The 12,799-nt window shown below is 63.2% G+C and carries 16 protein-coding genes and 1 pseudogene; 9 read left to right on the top strand and 8 right to left on the bottom strand.

Annotated features, from left to right (window positions below; all coding sequences use genetic code 11):
- The 3 genes and pseudogenes from EOA78_RS32395 to hemC form a co-directional block, all read right to left on the bottom strand.
- Positions 1-434: pseudogene (locus tag EOA78_RS32395) on the bottom strand (phage tail protein); the annotation flags it as partial.
- A gap of 315 nt (positions 435-749) precedes the next feature.
- Positions 750-1,466, bottom strand: coding sequence for a uroporphyrinogen-III synthase (locus EOA78_RS32400; RefSeq protein WP_127319485.1), 717 nt, complete (start codon positions 1,464-1,466; stop codon positions 750-752).
- 1 nt (position 1,467) lies between these two features.
- On the bottom strand, positions 1,468-2,394 hold the full coding sequence (gene hemC, locus EOA78_RS32405) for a hydroxymethylbilane synthase (protein WP_127319487.1): 927 nt from the start codon (positions 2,392-2,394) through the stop codon (positions 1,468-1,470).
- A 105-nt stretch (positions 2,395-2,499) separates the two neighbouring features.
- Between hemC and tsaD the strand changes: the two genes are divergently transcribed.
- From tsaD to EOA78_RS32435, 6 genes are all read left to right on the top strand, one after another.
- Complete coding sequence (gene tsaD / locus EOA78_RS32410; protein WP_206533545.1) at positions 2,500-3,585, top strand: tRNA (adenosine(37)-N6)-threonylcarbamoyltransferase complex transferase subunit TsaD; 1,086 nt, start codon at positions 2,500-2,502, stop codon at positions 3,583-3,585.
- Complete coding sequence (locus EOA78_RS32415; RefSeq protein ID WP_127319491.1) at positions 3,582-4,592, top strand: NAD(P)H-dependent glycerol-3-phosphate dehydrogenase; 1,011 nt, start codon at positions 3,582-3,584, stop codon at positions 4,590-4,592. The genes tsaD and EOA78_RS32415 overlap by 4 nt, the downstream gene beginning before the upstream one ends.
- 23 nt (positions 4,593-4,615) lie before the next feature.
- Positions 4,616-4,912, top strand: coding sequence for a YciI-like protein (locus EOA78_RS32420; protein ID WP_127319493.1), 297 nt, complete (start codon positions 4,616-4,618; stop codon positions 4,910-4,912).
- A 129-nt stretch (positions 4,913-5,041) separates the two neighbouring features.
- Positions 5,042-5,467, top strand: a complete 426-nt coding sequence (locus tag EOA78_RS32425) for an EVE domain-containing protein (protein WP_127288235.1) — start codon at positions 5,042-5,044, stop codon at positions 5,465-5,467.
- Positions 5,464-6,120 (top strand): methyltransferase, encoded by a 657-nt coding sequence (locus EOA78_RS32430; RefSeq protein ID WP_127319511.1) that lies wholly within the window; start codon positions 5,464-5,466, stop codon positions 6,118-6,120. Before EOA78_RS32425 ends, EOA78_RS32430 begins: the two co-directional genes overlap by 4 nt.
- 108 nt (positions 6,121-6,228) lie before the next feature.
- The gene (locus tag EOA78_RS32435) at positions 6,229-6,648 is read left to right on the top strand and encodes a DUF1761 domain-containing protein (RefSeq protein ID WP_127319513.1); all 420 of its coding nucleotides are present in this window, start codon (positions 6,229-6,231) and stop codon (positions 6,646-6,648) included.
- A gap of 131 nt (positions 6,649-6,779) precedes the next feature.
- Here EOA78_RS32435 and gcvA read toward each other — a convergent pair whose 3' ends face one another.
- On the bottom strand, positions 6,780-7,715 hold the full coding sequence (gene gcvA / locus EOA78_RS32440; protein WP_127319495.1) for a transcriptional regulator GcvA: 936 nt from the start codon (positions 7,713-7,715) through the stop codon (positions 6,780-6,782).
- Between the two features lie 164 nt (positions 7,716-7,879).
- Between gcvA and EOA78_RS32445 the strand changes: the two genes are divergently transcribed.
- Positions 7,880-8,116 (top strand): hypothetical protein, encoded by a 237-nt coding sequence (locus EOA78_RS32445; RefSeq protein ID WP_127319497.1) that lies wholly within the window; start codon positions 7,880-7,882, stop codon positions 8,114-8,116.
- Between the two features lie 77 nt (positions 8,117-8,193).
- Here EOA78_RS32445 and EOA78_RS32450 read toward each other — a convergent pair whose 3' ends face one another.
- Entirely contained in the window at positions 8,194-8,790 is a 597-nt protein-coding gene (locus EOA78_RS32450; RefSeq protein ID WP_127319499.1) for a L,D-transpeptidase, read from the bottom strand.
- A gap of 84 nt (positions 8,791-8,874) precedes the next feature.
- On the opposite strand from EOA78_RS32450, the gene EOA78_RS32455 reads away from it, so the two are divergent.
- Together EOA78_RS32455 and EOA78_RS32460 are read left to right on the top strand one after the other, a co-directional pair.
- Positions 8,875-9,558, top strand: a complete 684-nt coding sequence (locus tag EOA78_RS32455; protein ID WP_127319501.1) for a response regulator transcription factor — start codon at positions 8,875-8,877, stop codon at positions 9,556-9,558.
- A gap of 232 nt (positions 9,559-9,790) precedes the next feature.
- A complete protein-coding gene (locus tag EOA78_RS32460) occupies positions 9,791-10,246 on the top strand; it encodes a cyclic nucleotide-binding domain-containing protein (protein ID WP_127319503.1) in 456 nt (151 codons plus the stop codon).
- 311 nt (positions 10,247-10,557) lie between these two features.
- Here EOA78_RS32460 and EOA78_RS32465 read toward each other — a convergent pair whose 3' ends face one another.
- The 3 genes from EOA78_RS32465 to EOA78_RS32480 form a co-directional block, all read right to left on the bottom strand.
- Positions 10,558-11,364: an exodeoxyribonuclease III gene (locus tag EOA78_RS32465; RefSeq protein WP_127319505.1), complete on the bottom strand. Its 807-nt coding sequence runs from the start codon at positions 11,362-11,364 to the stop codon at positions 10,558-10,560.
- Positions 11,365-11,740: 376 nt separating this feature from the next.
- Positions 11,741-12,424, bottom strand: coding sequence for an outer membrane lipoprotein carrier protein LolA (locus tag EOA78_RS32475; protein ID WP_127319509.1), 684 nt, complete (start codon positions 12,422-12,424; stop codon positions 11,741-11,743).
- Positions 12,425-12,568: 144 nt separating this feature from the next.
- On the bottom strand, positions 12,569-12,799 hold a 231-nt coding region (locus tag EOA78_RS32480; protein WP_164748526.1), incomplete at its 5' end, for a DNA translocase FtsK.

Raw genomic sequence — 12,799 nt, forward strand, 5'->3', positions numbered from 1 at the left:
ATGTATTCATTCCCTGTCTGGGTTTCTTTCGGCGCTTCATCGGTCCCGCTGCTGGTCCCCGTCCCGCTGGCTTTGGCGGATGCGTCGTCGAAACTGTAGTCGAAGGCCCGGTTCGCCGACGCCTCCGAGCCGGCCGGATAAGTCGGTTTGGGTCCTTCGGCACCTTTGGCGCCGCCCTCTGCCGGCTCTTCCGAGCCGGCCGGCGGGGCCGCGTCGGCATGTTCCCACGGCTCGATGTCGGTCTGATCGGCATGCACAGGTTCATCAGGCGCTTCCGGCTGCGACGCGTTTGCCGCTTCCTCCGCCTTCGCCTCGTCGGTCCGCCCGTTGGCGGCATCCTCGTCGGCAACGCGCGAGACGGCGCCGGGTTCTAGCTCGATGGTCACCGGCTCACGACGGCTTTTCGAATGCCGCATCTTCGGCGTCTTGACCATGCTTGGGCTCCGCAAAATTCGCTTCGGGATGGTTCAGAAAGGGTCTAGCACATCACCGAGCGGTGAAAAGGGGCGGCGTGATGACGTCCGTGGCTTCGAGGTCAGTTTTGGCAAAAACGCCGCAGGGGCCGTGTCTGCGCTTCAGGGAGATCAGAAACAAAAAACCCGCCTCGGCGGCGGGTCGTCGGCGCGAATGGGCACGACAAGCATTTTCTTAGCACAGCTGCCGGCACAAAGCAAGAACAAACATGCCGATCCAGGCAGTCGCCCCAGCGCTGACGCCCGGGACGGGCAGGCAGCAGCGGCAGGCGCCGGTCAGCGCCGCGCCTGCAAAAGGCCCAGCAGCGCATCTTCGCTGGGCTCAGGCGCTATCCGGATCCTGCCGCCGGCGACATCGTCCAACGCCGCGGCAATGCGCGCCGACAAAGCGAAAAAAACTGTCCTCTCAAAAACGCCAAGCAGCGCCGGCCGGCCGGACAGTGCCTGCATCGCTTTGGCCGCGTTGGCCGAATAGAGCAGCACCGCCTCGACCGGCAGGCCGGACAAGCGCGCAAGAACGGCTTCGTCGCAATAGTCCAGCGCGACGGTATCATAGGTCTCGACGGTGCGGACGTGAACGCCTGCCATCTGCAGCCGCTGCTCGAAACCCGAAAACCGCACGCGCCCGCACAGATAGACGATGGTCTGTCCGGCGTAGCCGCCGGCAAGCGCATCCGCCAGCGCCTGGGCATCGCCGGGGCCTTCGCCGACCGAGAAGAATCCCGCAGTGTGGGCCGCTTCCGCGGTCCTTTTCCCGACGGCATAGCAGGGCAAGCTGGCGAGCGCTGCGATGATTTCCTTCGGCGCGTGGCGCACGGCATTGGCGCTGGTGACGGCAACGGCCACGGCATTGTTTGCGACCCCGTCCGCATCGACCGGCAGAGCGACCGTTTCGGTCAATGGCAGCAGGATCGGCTGAAAACCCTGGTCCAAAAGCCGCTGCGCCGTGCGCGAGGCGCCCGGTTCCGGCCTCGTCACCAGGACACGAACCATGTCAGGCCCAGCCGTCGAAGAATTTTTCGCCGGCCTTGGCCCGTACGGTCCTGGCGGCATCCTCGCCGATCTGGGCGGCATCCTGCACCGGGCCTTCCGCCTTGACCTCATGGGACTGCGTACCGTCCGGCGAGATTATCAGGCCGGCAAAGAAAACCGTTCCGCCCGATATCGTCGCATGGCCGGCGATCGGCGTGCGGCACGACCCGTCGAGCGCTGCCAGGAAAGCGCGTTCGCAGGCCAGCGCCTGTCCGGTCGGGACGTCATGGATTGCCGTCAGCATCTTTTCCACATCGAGGTCGCCGATGCGACTTTCGATGCAGATCGCGCCCTGCCCCGGCGCCGGCGGAAAGGTGTCGAGCGGCATCAGGTCGGTGATGACATTTTCGAGCCCGAGCCGCTTCAGCCCGGCATAGGCAAGGATGGTGCCGTCGGCAACGCCCTCGTCGAGCTTGCGCAGCCGCGTCTGCACATTGCCGCGGAACATCACCACATCGAGGTCCGGCCGCATCCGCCGGATCAGCGCCTGGCGCCGCAGCGACGACGAACCGACCTTTGCGCCGTGCGGCAATCCGGCGATCGTTTTCGCCGCCTTGCCGACGAAAGCGTCGCGGGCGTCCTCGCGTGGCAGGAAGGCGGACAGTTCCAGCCCGTCGGGCAACACCGTCGGCATGTCCTTCGACGAATGCACGGCGATGTCGATACGGCGCGCCAGCAGCGCTTCCTCGATCTCCTTGGTGAACAGGCCCTTGCCGCCGGCTTCCGACAGCGGCCGGTCCTGGATGCGGTCGCCGCTGGTCGAGATGACGACCACTTCAAATGCCTCAACCGGCATGCCGTGCGCGGCCATCAGTCGCGCCTGCGTTTCATGCGCCTGCGCCAGCGCCAGCGGGCTGCCGCGTGTTCCGATTTTCAAGGTTGTTTGCATGGCGCGCCGTCCGTGATAACCCCCGGCAGATTGAGGCCGTTTTCCGAGCTTCCTCCTAACGGGGAAAGACTGGTTGCACAATCTCTAGGGGATAGCGACGAATTGATCCGCGTTCTGGGCATTGAGACGAGTTGCGACGAGACCGCCGCGAGCGTGGTGGCGCTGGACGGCGGCGGCGCGCCGGAAATCCTGTCCGATATCGTGCTTAGCCAGATCGAGGAGCATGCCGCCTTCGGCGGCGTCGTGCCGGAAATCGCCGCGCGCGCCCATGTCGAGGCGCTGGACGGCATCATCGAGGCAGCGCTCGCCGATTCAGGCGTCGAACTCGCCGACATCGACGCGATTGCCGCGACTGCCGGCCCCGGCCTGGTCGGCGGGCTGATCGTCGGGCTGATGACGGCCAAGGCGATCGCCGCCGCGGCGAACAAGCCGCTGATCGCCATCAACCATCTCGAAGGCCACGCGCTGACCGCGCGGCTGACCGACGGGCTCGATTTTCCCTACCTGTTGCTGCTGGTGTCCGGCGGCCACACGCAGATCGTCGCGGTGCGTGGCGTTGGCGACTATCAGCGCTGGGCGACAACCATCGACGATGCGCTCGGCGAAGCCTTCGACAAGACGGCCAAGATGCTCGGCCTGCCCTACCCCGGCGGGCCGAATGTCGAGGAGGCGGCGGCGACCGGCGACGCCGCACGCTTCGCCTTCCCGCGGCCGATGAAGGGATCGGCGCAGCCCGATTTCTCCTTTTCCGGGCTGAAGACCGCCGTGCGCCAGGCAGCAACGGCCATTGCCCCGTTGAGCGACCAGGACGTCGCCGACATCTGCGCCTCGTTCCAGGCGGCGGTGGCGGATGCGCTGGACGATCGTGTTTCGAGGGCGCTGAACCGATTCCGTCAGGAGTTTCCACGCGAGATAAAGCCTGCGCTCGTCGTCGCCGGCGGCGTCGCTGCCAACCGGACGATCAAGGCGACACTCGAAGCCCTATGCGAGAAAGCCGGCTTTGCTTTCGTCGCACCGCCGCTCAAACTCTGCACCGACAATGCGGCGATGATCGCCTGGGCCGGCATCGAACGGCTGCGCGTCGGCATCGCGGGTGAGAACGCCGCCGATTTCGTGCCGCGCTCGCGCTGGCCGCTGGACAGTATCTCAACCCCGATGGTCGGCTCGGGCCGGCGCGGAGCCAAGGCATGACCGGTAGCGGGCACAAGGCGCCAAGCGGTTGGCGCATTGCCGTGCTCGGCGGCGGTGCCTGGGGCACGGCGCTGGCGCTGGCCATGCTGCGAGCCGGTCATTTCGTCCGCCTCTATGCGCGCGACCCGGAGACCGTCGCCGCGATCGACCGTGGCGAAAATCCGCGCTATCTGCCGGGCATCGCGCTCCAGCCCGGCATCGTGGCAACGAGCGACATCGAGGCCGCGCTCGACGGCGCCGACTGCGTTCTGGCGGTGGCGCCGGCGCAGTCGCTTCGCGCCATGCTGGCCACCGCGAAAACCCATATGCCGAAAGGCGCCCCGCTGGTTCTCTGCGCCAAGGGCATCGAGCGCGACACCGGCGCGCTGCTGTCGGCCATCGCTAGAGAGATCCTGCCTGAAAATCCGGTCGCCGCCCTGTCCGGCCCAAGCTTCGCCACCGACGTCGCCAGAGGCCTGCCGACGGCCGTGGTGGTCGCCGCCCGCGGCGAGGATCTGGCGGCCGACCTGGCCGCCCGCTTCTCGGCGCAAAACCTGCGCTGCTATTCGAGCGACGATCTCATCGGCGTCGAGATCGGCGGCGCGCTGAAGAACGTCTTCGCCATTGCCGCCGGCGCCGTCACCGGCGCCGGGCTCGGCGCCAGCGCTCAGGCCGCCATGGTGACGCGCGGCTTCGTCGAATTGCGCCGCATCGGTGCTGTCTTCGGCGCCAGGCCGGAAACGCTGATGGGACTTTCCGGCCTCGGCGACCTGCTGCTCACCTGCTCGTCCGCCCAGTCGCGTAATTTCGCCTACGGGCTGGCGCTGGGACAAGGCAAGCCACTTGCCGGCCTGCCATTGGCCGAAGGCGTGCCGACGGCGGCGATCGCCGCCCGCATTGCCGCCGAGCGCAAGATCGACGCGCCGATCATCACCGCCGTCGCCGCCATACTGGACGGCACGATCACCATCCGCCAGGCTGTGTCGGCGCTGATGACAAGGCCGCTGAAGACCGAAACCGACGTGTAATTCGAACAATCCGGAGATGGAAGATGCTGTTTGCGTTGATTTGCAAGGACAAGCCTGGAAACCTGCAGGTGCGGCTCGATACGCGGCCCGAGCATGTTGCCTTCCTGGAAGGATTGAACGGCGAGAAGAAGCTGGCTTTCGCCGGTCCGTTCCTCGACGCCGACGGCAAGCCGAACGGCAGCCTCGTCGTGGTCGAGGCGCCCGATCTGGCCGCAGCACAAGCGCTGTCGTCGGCAGACCCCTACGCCAAAGCCGGGTTGTTCGAAAGCGTCGAAATCCGGCAATGGAATTGGACCTTCAACAAGCCGGCGAGCGCATGACCCCGAAAATCGGAATCGATTTTCGGAAAGGATCATGCGCAAAATTAAAGTGCGCTACAGCGTCCTTTGCGCGTCTGAAAGACGCGCGGCGCTGTAGCTGATCTCCAGCCGCCAGGAGGAGCAAAAACAATGAACTATTGGCTGTTCAAATCGGAGCCGTCGGTCTTCTCCTTCGAAGCGCTGAAGGCGAAGGGCAAGGCCGGCACGCAATGGGACGGCGTGCGCAATTATGCGGCGCGCAACAATATGAAGGCGATGCAGATCGGCGACCTCGGCTTCTTCTACCACTCCAATGACGGGCTCGATGTGGTCGGCATCGCCGAGGTCTGCGCGCTGGCGCATCAGGACACGACTACCGACGATCCGCGCTGGGAATGCGTCGATATCCGCGCCGTCAAGGATGTGCCGAAGCCGGTGACGCTGGAACAGGTCAAGGCCAATCCCAAGCTTGCCGAGATGGCACTGGTCCGGCTCGGACGGCTTTCCGTGCAGCCGGTGACGCCGGCCGAATGGAAAGAGGTCTGCCGCATGGGTGGCCTGACGCCGGCTCCGTGACGGCGCTGACGCCAAACAGCGCGAAAAGCTTCATCCTCGACAACACGGCGCTGATGGCGCCGCCGCATGTGCCGGAGATCCTGCTGCATCTGGCCGACGAAGCGCATGATCTGTGGCAGCGGACCGAGGACGAACTGGCCGAAATCGGCCTGCCGCCGCCCTTCTGGGCTTTCGCCTGGGCCGGCGGCCAAGGCCTTGCCCGCTATATCCTCAACAATCCGTCTGATGTGCAGGGCAAGCGCGTGCTCGACTTTGCCTCCGGTTCCGGCCTTGTCGCCATTGCCGCGGCCAAGGCCGGCGCGGCAGAGGTGATCGCCGCCGACATCGACCCGTTCTGCGCGACCGCGATCCGCCTCAACGCCGAGGCCAATGATGTCGGGATAGAGTTCCTCGGCTCGGACTGCATCGGAGCCGATGCGGGCTGGGATGTGGTTCTGGCCGGCGACGTCTTCTACGACAAATCCTTCGCCGACCGGCTGATGCCATGGTTCGCGACGCTGAAGGCGCGCGGCGCCGACATTATCGTCGGCGATCCCGGCCGTTCCTATATGCCGCAAGCAGGACTGGAGCCGCTTGCCGTCTATGAAGTGGCGGTAACCCGGGCGCTGGAAGACGCCCTGGTCAAGCGCACGACCGTCTGGCGGTTTGCTTGACGGCATCGCCGAACGGGGGTTCCATCACGCATCGATTTTGGGAGTACGCATGTGGTTGTCCCAAAACCGCTGGGCACTTTTGGGCGACATGCTTTCGGGGAGGGAATCATGGATTTTTCAGCAGTGAACTGGCTGGCGGTGATCGTCGCCGCCGTGGTGGCGTGGTTGTTCGGCGCTGCATGGTACATGGGCCTGAGCAAGCCGTGGCTCAAGGCCGCCAGGCTTGATCCGGCGACCATGAGTAAATCGCCGTTGCCCTTCGTCATCAGCTTCGTCGCGGAACTTGTCATGGCGTTCGTCATGTCCCTGATTATCGGAGCAATGACCGGTGGCGAACCGAGCCTCGTTGCCGGGCTCGTCTTCGGCTTCGTTCTCTGGCTCGGATTCGTCGCCACGACGTTATCCGTCAATCATCGCTACGAAGGGTTCGGCTGGGATCTGACCATCATAGACTGCGGCCACTGGCTCGGCGTGCTGCTCATCATCGGCGCGGTGATCGGCTGGTTCGGAGCAGACGTCGCGAGCTGACCCTGCCGCCACGAATAGAGCAATTCCAGGAAAAGTGTGAACGGTTTTCCGTCCGGAATTGCGCAAAAACAAAGAGATAGAGCGGTTCTAGGTCGACGACCGCCGGCTGATCACTCAGAGCGACCTAAAGCTCAACCAGGCGTCGGGTCCGGCTGCGGGTTGTGAACTTCGTTCAGGAGCCAATCCCTGAACGCCTTGATCCTGGCGTCGTTGGCCGATCCGATGGGATAGACCAGATGATAGGCGAAGTCGGGCGGAACCCTGATGCCAAGTTCGAAGGGCCGGATCAGCCGGCCCTCGGAAAGATCGTTTGCCACCATGGCAAAATCGGCGAGCGCGACGGCATTGCCGTCGAGCGCGGCCTGAACGGCGTCGGTCGAGGTGCCGAACACGATCGTCCGGCTGTCGTCGAAATCGTCGACGCCGGCCGCCGCCATCCACATGCGCCAATTCGGCCACGTCACGCCTTGTCGCGCCCACTCGATATGAGCGAGCGTGTGATGGAAGAGATCGCGCGGCTCGCGCAGCGGCGGGCCCGAGGCCAGCAGGCTGGGGCTGCACACAGGGGTGATGATGTTGTCGAACAGGCGGTGGGTGCAAAGGCCCGGATATTTTCCCGCGCCGAATCGGATGCCGACATCGACGTCGTCCAGGTCGAAATCGCGCAATTCGGAGGCAATGTCGAAGCGGAGCTCGATGCCCGGCCGCTGCTTGCGAAAATCGTCGACGCGCCGCATTAGCCATTTTGTCGCGAACTGGGCGTCGAGGGTCACTTTCAGCAGCGCCGTTCCGCGCGCCATCTTGTACGCCCGCGAGACGGCCCGGCCAAGCAGGTCGAGCGCGTCGGTCGACGCCTCGAACAGCACCGCGCCCGCCTCCGTCAGCCGGATCGTGCGGCTGGTGCGCGTGAACAGCACGATGCCGAGCTGATCCTCGATTTCCTTGATCTGGTGGCTGACCGCAGCCGGCGTCAGGCCGAGCTCATCTGCGGCGCGGGTGAAATTGAGGTGCCGGGCCGCCGCCTCCAGCGTCCTCAGTGCACGGGTTCCCGGCAGCAGGCGAGCCATCACAGTGGCGTGAAGCTGGTGCGAACCATCGTACCTGATCCTCAAATAAAATTTGATGATTAGGAAAAAACTACTCGTTTCCCACTTTGATTTCAATCCGTCATGATGTGACCATCGAAACAACATCAAACCGGATTTGAAGTCCGGATGAAAGGGACCGTGTCATGTCCTACATCGTTTTGAGGCCTGCAGCCGCCAAGCCGATCTGGCTGCGTCCAGTGCTCGAATGGCTCCGCCACGCCAAGATTGCGGTCAACCTCCCGCATGAGAAAGTCGAGGATCTTCCGGACCGCCAATTGCGCGACATCGGCGCCGAACGCAAGGATGTCGCGCGCGCGATGGACCGGGAACTCGGCCGATTGGGTCTGCTCGACATCGGCTGGCAGAGGCCGCGGACGTAGGGGAGTAGGGGAGCTAAAGGTAGGCGGCGCGCCTGCGCACTCTACTGACACTTTCTTTTCCCCTATTCCCTATTCCCCTACCTCACCACCTTCATCACCGTGCGGTCCGACAGCAGCGGCAATAGCCGGGCCATCGTGCGCGCCGTCACCGCGACGCAGCCTTGCGTCGGCGTGAAGCCGGGGCGCGCCAGATGAAAGAAGATGGCGCTGCCGCGCCCGCGGCGACGCGGCGAAATGTTCCAGTCGAGCACCAGGCAGGCATCATAGAGCCGGTCGGTGCGCAGCATCCGCTCGTGGCTGGCGCCATAGGGGATCTTGACCGGACGGTTGTAGTTGCGGTCCTCAGGCACTTCGCACCAGCCGAGATCGCGACCGATCGGCGTCATCGCCAGCCGGGTTTTGCGGCCGCCGGAAAAATGATCGTTACGGAAATATCCCGACAGGACCCGCATCGACCCAAGCGGCGTGGCGCCATCGCCTTCGCGTTTGCCGGCCGATATGCCGCCGCGTCCCAGCGCACATGAAAACACCAGTTTGCCAGCCTGCAGCAGCCCCTGGCTGGCGTGGCCGGGCCTGGCGCGCACCGTGAGAACACGAAGCCCTTTTCGCAAAAATGCGCTCGCCTCATTGCACGCGCGTTTTTTCTTGTATGATCGTGCCACGGAACAAATCATTGTGATCGGCTGTTGTGTCGGTCAGCTTCCGCATAAACAGGCAGCGGTCAACTGAATTTTCTTTTCAAAACAACGGATTGATCCATGACTTCACGCACCATTCTGATCGTCGATGACGATGACGACCTGCGCGGCACGCTCGTCGAGCAATTGTCTCTCTATGAGGAATTCGACGTCCTGCAGGAATCAACTGCCGCCAAAGGTGTCGCCACGGCCCGCGGCGGCCTCATCGACCTGCTCATCATGGATGTCGGCCTCCCCGATATGGATGGCCGCGAGGCAGTGAAGATACTGCGCAAGGGCGGCTATAAGTCGCCCATCATCATGCTGACGGGACACGACACCGATTCCGACACCATTCTCGGCCTCGAAGCCGGCGCCAACGACTATGTGGTCAAGCCGTTCCGCTTCGCGGTTCTCCTGGCCCGCATCCGTGCCCAGCTTCGCCAGCATGAGCAGAGCGAAGACGCCACCTTTTCGGTCGGCCCCTACACTTTCAAGCCCAGCCAGAAGCTTCTGATCGACCAGCGCGGCGCCAAGGTGCGGCTGACCGAAAAGGAAGCCTCGATCATCAAGTATCTCTACCGCGCCGACCAGAAGGTGGTGACGCGAGATGTGCTGCTCGAGGAAGTCTGGGGCTACAATTCCGGCGTCACCACGCACACGCTGGAAACCCATGTCTATCGGCTGCGCCAGAAGATCGAGCGCGATCCTTCTAACGCAGAAATTCTTGTGACAGAAAGCGGCGGCTACAAGCTGGTTCCTTAAACATTTAATCATTCAATCAGCGGTCGGGGCAGGGGCCGCTTTCGGGTACGATCCTGAGACTGGAGGTGGTTCTGGATCGAACTCGCTGACGCATCGGACCAAAAATCGGAATCGATTTTTTGGAAAGCACTGTGCGTCGATTTCAAAGCGTTTAGAGCGTCCTTTGCGCGTCCAAAGGGAGGCTCGGCGCTGTAAGGGAGGGATTGGACTGAGCGTTCGGGGACACAGCTAGATGGCGTTGGATGACGACATCCGCATCCTGTCCGCCGTGAGGCTCTTCGAGGGCTTCACGGAGGAACAGTTGCGTCTGCTTGCCTTTGGCGCGGAAACCACCAAGCTGCAGGCCGACCACAAGCTTTACCGCGAGGACGACGAGGCCGATTGCGCCTATATCGTCGTCAGCGGGCGCATCGTGCTGTATCGCGAGCAGGATGGCCCCCGCGTCCCGATAGGCACGGCCGGCCCCGGTACGATGCTGAGCGAACTGGCGCTGATCGCCGACACCAACCGGCTGACCAGCGCATCCGCCGAGATCGATTCGGAAGTGCTGCGGCTCAGCCGCAAGATGTTCCACCGCATCCTGGAGGAATATCCCGATATCGCCGTCCATCTGCACCAGCGCATCTCCGAGGATTTTCTGGCAATGATCCGCCGCATCGAGGAGTTGGCGCCGCGTTTCGACAACTGAACCCGGATGCTTTTCAACTCGCTCTCGCAACCAATGACTCGTGAAAGCTATCGAACCAGGGCGGCAAGGCTGAGGTGTATCGAGATTCAGATCAGGCCGAGCCGAGAATGGTGGGATCCGAGAACCGGAGCGGGGCGTACTTTTGGGTACGTGAGCCGCGCATGGTTCCGAAATCGAATTTGATTTCGGAAAGGTCATGCGCAAAATCAGAGTTCTACAGCGTCCTTTGCGCGCCCAAGAAGGCGCGCGGCACTGTAGTAAGCGCAGGAAACCACCATTCGCAGGCCGGCCTCATCTGAATATCGATACACCTAATCCAGGTCGAACCGCGCTATGACCGGCACATGATCCGACGGCCGTTCCCAGCCGCGCGCCGGCCGCAGGATCTCGTAGCCGGCAAAGCTCGGCACCAGGTTTGGCGACGACCAGACATGGTCGAGCCGCCGGCCGCGATCCGACGCTTCCCAATCCTGCGCGCGATAGCTCCACCAGGTGTAGAGCTTCTGCTCATAAGGCACGTTGAGCCGCATCAGGTCGACCCAGTCGCCGGCGAGCCGCATCGCCTCAAAACTTTCCGTCTCGACCGGCGTATGGCTGACCACCTTCAGGAGCTGCTTGTGCGACCAGACATCGTGCTCGAGCGGCGCGATGTTGAGGTCGCCGACCAGGACTGAGCCGGACACGTCGTCGTGCTCGGCACGGATGGCGTTCATTTCGGCGACGAAATCGAGCTTGTGCTTGAACTTGCGGTTGATGATCGGATCGGGCTCGTCGCCGCCGGCCGGAACGTAGAAATTGTGCAGCAGGATCGCCCTGCCGCCGGCCCGCACGGTGACCGACAGATGCCGGCAGTCCTCGATCTCGCAGAAGCGGCGCTTTTCGACAATCGCGATCGGCCGGCGCGCCACCGTCGCCACGCCGTGATAGCCCTTCTGGCCGTGGAAGGCGATATGCTCGTAGCCGAGCTTGCGAAAGGCCTTCTCGGGAAACAGTTCGTCGGGAACTTTGGTTTCCTGCAGGCAGAGCACGTCCGGTGCCTGTTCGACAAGCAGGCGTTCGACGATCGGCATGCGCAAGCGGACGGAATTGATGTTCCAGGTGGCGATGGAAAAGGGCATGCACGGGATCCGGGACAGCGTATGGCCGCCGGAGGTGAACGCCACTGGCGAGTCATGCGCGCATGAAAGAGTCGGGCCGGAACCTGCCAGCCGCGCGCGCCAAAAACAAGCCGAAGCGCGGCCCGGGCTGGCACCAGGATTCGCTGAGATTCAGGTCAGGCCGAGTCGAGAATGGCGAATTCCGAAAACCGGAGCGGAGCGTACTTAAAGTACGTGAGCCCGCGCATGGTTCCGAAATCGAATTTGATTTCGGAAAGGTCATGCGCAAAATCAGATTTCTACAGCGTCCTTTGCGCGCCCAAGAAGGCGCGCGGCGCTGTAGTAAGCGCAGGAAACCGCCATTCGCAGGCCGGCCTCACTTGAATAACAGCGGACCCTACCGCGACTTGGTGTTCAGCTCGCGGTTCGCGGTATAGTCGATGGCAAACGTGTCGGGGGCGAAGCTCACGCCTTCCCTGACGTTGAAGATCATCACCGTCGTGTCCTTGCCTTGCGCATCGGTGATCGTCCATTGGCGCAATTCGTAGGTTTTCGGATCGAACATCATGGTGATCTTCGAACTGCCGAACACCGATTTGTCGGCGAGTTGAATTGTGGTGACGTCGTTCTCTTCCTTGACGCTTTTGACGCGGCCGCCGGAGAGGTCGATCTTGGTGTCGAGCAGCAGCTTGAGTGGCGTCTTCGACAGTGGGTAGAGATCGGACGTTTTCAGCCGTTTGTTGAGGATGACCACCGACTTGCCGTCGGAAATCACCCTGAAATTCGACGCCCCGTCATAGTTGAAGCGAATCTTGCCCGGCCGTTCCAGAAAGAACTTGCCGCCGGTCTGCTCGCCCTTGGGTCCGAACTGTACGAATTCGCCGGTCATCGATTTGACCGAGGAAAAATGGTCGGCGATCTTCTGCGCGGTGGGTGGCACCGCCGCTTGCGCCGACGCCAGCAACTGGACCCCGGGAACGACGTTGATGGCCGCAGCACCTGCCAGGACTAGGCCGAGGCCAAGCAGCTGGCGGCGGGTCGGGGCAAAATCGCTGATCGTGGCGAAAGAGGAGTTTTTCATGCCGGTCACTCTCGTCTGGTTTATCTGTTGTCGCAGTGTTTGGCCCCCCAGTTGGGCTTAAATTTGGCGGCCTAACAGCGCGTGGTCGTTGCAAACGCGCCAGAAGGGTCATAGTTGCCGCCCGCCGACGTCTTGCCGGTCGGATCAGAACTTGTCGTCCTCCGTCGGCACCAGAATCTCGCGTTTTCCGGCATGGTTGGCCGGGCCGACAATACCTTCCTTCTCCATCTTCTCGATGATCGAGGCGGCGCGGTTGTAGCCGATGCCGAGCCGGCGCTGGATGTAGCTGGTCGAGGCCTTGCCGTCGCGCAGCACCACCGCAACCGCCTGGTCGTAGGGATCGTCGGAATCCTCGAAATTGCCGCCGCCACCGCC

It is taken from the genome of Mesorhizobium sp. M5C.F.Cr.IN.023.01.1.1 (assembly GCF_003997585.1).
GTDB lineage: Bacteria > Pseudomonadota > Alphaproteobacteria > Rhizobiales > Rhizobiaceae > Mesorhizobium > Mesorhizobium wenxiniae.

What these genes read in the sequence shown, in the direction of transcription:
- EOA78_RS32400 (WP_127319485.1), bottom strand. Translation starts at nt 1,466, where the DNA reads ATGGTTCGTGTCCTGGTGACGAGGCCGGAACCGGGCGCCTCGCGCACG.
- hemC (WP_127319487.1), bottom strand. Translation starts at nt 2,394, where the DNA reads ATGCAAACAACCTTGAAAATCGGAACACGCGGCAGCCCGCTGGCGCTG.
- EOA78_RS32415 (WP_127319491.1), top strand. Translation starts at nt 3,582, where the DNA reads ATGACCGGTAGCGGGCACAAGGCGCCAAGCGGTTGGCGCATTGCCGTG.
- EOA78_RS32420 (WP_127319493.1), top strand. Translation starts at nt 4,616, where the DNA reads ATGCTGTTTGCGTTGATTTGCAAGGACAAGCCTGGAAACCTGCAGGTG.
- EOA78_RS32425 (WP_127288235.1), top strand. Translation starts at nt 5,042, where the DNA reads ATGAACTATTGGCTGTTCAAATCGGAGCCGTCGGTCTTCTCCTTCGAA.
- EOA78_RS32435 (WP_127319513.1), top strand. Translation starts at nt 6,229, where the DNA reads ATGGATTTTTCAGCAGTGAACTGGCTGGCGGTGATCGTCGCCGCCGTG.
- gcvA (WP_127319495.1), bottom strand. Translation starts at nt 7,715, where the DNA reads ATGGCTCGCCTGCTGCCGGGAACCCGTGCACTGAGGACGCTGGAGGCG.
- EOA78_RS32445 (WP_127319497.1), top strand. Translation starts at nt 7,880, where the DNA reads ATGTCCTACATCGTTTTGAGGCCTGCAGCCGCCAAGCCGATCTGGCTG.
- EOA78_RS32450 (WP_127319499.1), bottom strand. Translation starts at nt 8,790, where the DNA reads ATGATTTGTTCCGTGGCACGATCATACAAGAAAAAACGCGCGTGCAAT.
- EOA78_RS32455 (WP_127319501.1), top strand. Translation starts at nt 8,875, where the DNA reads ATGACTTCACGCACCATTCTGATCGTCGATGACGATGACGACCTGCGC.
- EOA78_RS32460 (WP_127319503.1), top strand. Translation starts at nt 9,791, where the DNA reads ATGGCGTTGGATGACGACATCCGCATCCTGTCCGCCGTGAGGCTCTTC.
- EOA78_RS32465 (WP_127319505.1), bottom strand. Translation starts at nt 11,364, where the DNA reads ATGCCCTTTTCCATCGCCACCTGGAACATCAATTCCGTCCGCTTGCGC.
- EOA78_RS32475 (WP_127319509.1), bottom strand. Translation starts at nt 12,424, where the DNA reads ATGAAAAACTCCTCTTTCGCCACGATCAGCGATTTTGCCCCGACCCGC.